General features: G+C 31.8%; 5 protein-coding genes. All 5 read right to left on the bottom strand.

Translation table 11 applies throughout. The annotated features are described in order from the left end of the window. The coding region (locus CI949_RS19275; protein ID WP_290769421.1) for a flavoprotein at nucleotides 1-698 on the bottom strand (698 nt) is incomplete at its 3' end. A gap of 18 nt (nucleotides 699-716) precedes the next feature. Beyond that, nucleotides 717-1,544 (bottom strand): ethanolamine utilization protein EutJ, encoded by an 828-nt coding sequence (gene eutJ, locus CI949_RS19270; protein WP_089716146.1) that lies wholly within the window; start codon nucleotides 1,542-1,544, stop codon nucleotides 717-719. Between the two features lie 74 nt (nucleotides 1,545-1,618). Then, nucleotides 1,619-1,927, bottom strand: coding sequence for a BMC domain-containing protein (locus CI949_RS19265; RefSeq protein WP_089716145.1), 309 nt, complete (start codon nucleotides 1,925-1,927; stop codon nucleotides 1,619-1,621). A 14-nt stretch (nucleotides 1,928-1,941) separates the two neighbouring features. Next, a complete protein-coding gene (locus CI949_RS19260) occupies nucleotides 1,942-2,517 on the bottom strand; it encodes a BMC domain-containing protein (protein WP_089716144.1) in 576 nt (191 codons plus the stop codon). A gap of 33 nt (nucleotides 2,518-2,550) precedes the next feature. Continuing rightward, on the bottom strand, nucleotides 2,551-2,972 hold a 422-nt coding region (locus CI949_RS19255), incomplete at its 5' end, for a glycerol dehydratase reactivase beta/small subunit family protein (RefSeq protein WP_290769415.1).

Here is a 2,972-nt window from a genome sequence, read left to right as displayed (position 1 = left end):
TTAATATCTTTATAAGTTATTACTTTCGAGTCAAGATGAATACTTTTAGTATTTGATTTATCTAAACTTGAAATAATATTTTGCGAATTAGACTTATTAACAATTTTTTTGTTATCACCATTTAAGATTGAAAAAGATTTTTCAGCAAGATTATCTGCAGCAGTCAATTGGATACCATAAGATTTAATTTTTTTTAAATGACGCTGGTTCTCTATCTTAATTGCATCAGAATAATTATTAAAACCAAGTTTTTGCCAACCTTCTCCAGTTAAATCAGCTGCATCATATGCTGCAACAACAGGAACAGAAGCCATTAATGATCTGAAAATATAATCTAAAAGACATGTGTCTAGAAATTGTGCTGATAGCTTTGCAGCAGTATTACGAGTTAAAACTGGAATCAATAATAAATCATTCTCATTAACTGTATTAAACTGAATTGGTTTTTGACTAATTTGCTGTTCAAATTCACATCTTATTTTATTATGATTATGAATTTCTTTAGCTGATTCTGAAAAAATAAAATTCCAAATTATATTATAGTTATTATCTATTTTTTTCAATTGAGATAAAGCTTCTTCAAATTTTATCTTACCTCCTGTGAAAACAGCAGTAATTTTCATTTTTTTATCTGCTTCTAGAGCAGTTATTACTTTCTCAATTATTTTTCTAATAAGTTCTTCACTAATTTGATTCACAATTATCCCTCCTTCCAGCTACTTGCAATTCATAGCAATACCAAGAGGAGTCACTAATAATGTATGGGATGGTTTTACTACTTTAAGGCCAGTTTTTTTAGCTAAGACATTTTCTATTCCTTCAATACTGCTGGTACCACCAACTAAATAAATTGTTTCAGCTTTATAATTTTTTATATGCTTGTTAATAATGGAAGCAATTTTTTCAATGACTGGAATTGTCATTGGAAATATATCATTTGCATGTTTAGGATTTTCTTTCATTTTTTCTGCTTCTTCAACACTAATCCCAAGTCCACCTGCTATTACAAGGTTTAAATGAGTACCTCCAGTTGCTTCATCAGCTGTATAAACTACTTCACCATCTTCAAGAATCGAAATTCCAGTTGTTCCTCCACCAATATCAACTACAATACCTCTTTCAATCTCTAAGACAGTTGCCGCTGCTGATGGTTCATCAATAACATTGCTGACTTGGAACCCAGCTCCTTCAACAACATTTTTGAAGGTGTCAACATCCCCTTCACCAGTTCCAGGTGGTACAGCAGTTGCTGCATATAAGACTTCTCTCCCCAAAATATTTTCCATCTTGTTTTTCATTTCTCTTACTATTTTTAAAGCCCCAATATAATCTACTACCAAACCATCTCTAACAACCTTACCTGATTTTTTTAAGGCAGCTAAAGGGTTATTATCCTGATCAACAAGTGTCAAGACTAAATTTGCTGTTCCAAGGTCAACACCTGCTTTGATCTTTCCATCATAATCAACAATATTGTTTTTTTCTTCTATTAGACTATTTAGTTTTTCAAGTGTTTTATTAGCTTTTTTTATGTAACAATCCATTAATTACCCTCCAGACAATTAAGGCATACTATTATCCCCCTCCTTTTAATAACCTAGGAAGGGGATATTTTTATTTATTTCATTTCAGGCATATCTAATTCTTCTCTTGCAATTTTTGGTAAAAGACCATCAACATCTGTATGAGGTCTTGGGATTACATGAACAGAAACTAATTCTCCTACTCTACCAGCTGCTGCTGCTCCTGCATCAGTAGCTGCCTTGGTTGCTCCAACATCACCTCTAACTAAAACGGTAATTAAACCGCCACCAATTTTTTCATAACCCACCAAAGTAACATTTGCAGCTTTCACCATTGCATCTGCTGCCTCAATTGCACCTACAAATCCTTTAGTTTCAATTAAGCCTAAAGCTTCGCCACTCATTTAAATTCCTCCTTCTATTCTTTATCACCTTTTATTTCATCATAATGTATACAATCCGTGTGTAAATCTCCTTTATTTCGAGGACAGGCTGGATCTCCACAGAGATTACATATATCCTCTTCTTCTAATTCTTCTGTATCTTCTTTTTCCTCTTTTCCTTTTGATTCTGCTTCTTCATTTGATTCTTTTGATTCTGCTTCTAAATCATCTGATTTTACTGATGATTTATCATCTTCATCAATTTCAGCTTCAGATATATCCTCTGTTTCTTCTTTTTCTGCTTCACTATTTGATTTATTCTTATTATTTATTGTGTCTTCGCTATTTATCATTTTTTCTATTTGTTCAGCAGGTCTGGCTATTACATGAGAAGACCAAACCTTAGATAATTTTGAAGCAGCAGTTTTACCAGCATCAACAGCTGATCTTACTGCACTTACGTCACCAGTAAATTTAATAACGATTAAACCACCCCTACTAATTTCATAACCAACCATTTTAACATTGGCCGATTTCAAAGCTACATCTGCAGCTTCATATGCAGCAAGAATCCCTACTGTTTCTATCATTCCAAGAGCTTTTTTGGACATATTCCCTCCTTTCCTCAAAGTGCCTCTTAAATATTATTTGTTTTCTATACCTTTTAATTTTTGATAAATATAATTTGTTAATTCTTTTATTCTATTTTCATCTACTTCTTTTTCAGAATTAGATATTTTTTCATTCTTAGCATCTTTACTAATGCTCTTAAAGTTATCTAAATCAGTTAAAATATCAGATACAGATTTATTTTTTTGATCTATTTCTAAGGGAATATCTCTAATTGGAATACCTTTAACCAATCTAGCTGCATTTGATGCAATCACCTTTGCCTGAAATTCTTTGCTTATTTCTTTTTCAAAAAAAGGCTCATTAGGATCTAATTTTTTATGATGAATCATTACTTTATTATTTTCTCCAAGCGCTAAAGAAACATTTAAACGTGAAGCTTGAGCTGCTTGATGTGCTAAAGAATATAAATTTTCAGCACTATTATCCATCATTT

The organism is Halanaerobium sp., from assembly GCF_003070835.1.
This window is presented reverse-complemented; position numbering and strand designations above follow the sequence as displayed.